Source organism: Nguyenibacter vanlangensis, from assembly GCF_013376155.1.
Lineage (GTDB): Bacteria > Pseudomonadota > Alphaproteobacteria > Acetobacterales > Acetobacteraceae > Gluconacetobacter > Gluconacetobacter vanlangensis.
The window spans coordinates 1-612 of the sequence record NZ_JABXXP010001178.1; the positions used below are offsets into that span (position 1 = coordinate 1).

1 protein-coding gene is annotated in these 612 nt (G+C 69.9%); it reads right to left on the minus strand.

What is annotated here, in order from left to right:
* On the minus strand, window positions 1–612 hold a 612-nt coding region (locus tag HUK84_RS21975), incomplete at both ends, for an aldo/keto reductase (protein WP_176642015.1).

Below are 612 nucleotides of genomic sequence, written 5' to 3' on the forward strand. Positions count from 1 at the left end.
GACCTGCCCGGTGGTCGCCCCCAGATCCTGCGCCACCCGGGTCAGCGCGCCATGGGCGTGGGCCAGGCCGCCCGCGGCCAGCGGCGCCCAGGGGATGAAGCCGATATCGTGCGCGACGCAATAGTCCAGCACGTCCTCGGACAGCCGGTTGACCAGGTTATAGCGGTTCTGCACCGTCGCGACCGGGAAGAAGCGGCGGGCGCGCTCGATCATCTCGACCGACACTTCCGACAGGCCGACATGGCGGATCAGTCCTTCCTGCCGCATCTCGGCGATCGCCTGGAACTGCGTTTCGGGCGGGCAGTCGGGACCCACGCGATGCAACTGCCACAGATCGATCCGCGCCACGCCCAGGCGGCGCATGCTCATGAGCACGCATTGCCGCAGATAGTCGGGATTGCCGACCGGCCGCCAGACATTGGGCCCGTGACGGGTGTGGCCGCCCTTGGTGGCGATCACCAGCCCGTCATACGGATACAGCGCCGCCCGGATCAGGTCCTCGCTGACATAGGGGCCGTAGCTGTCGGCGGTGTCGATCAGGGTGACGCCGCACGCCACCGCGCGGCGCAGCGTGGCCAGCGCCCGCGCGCGGTCCGGGGGATCGCCCCAGAT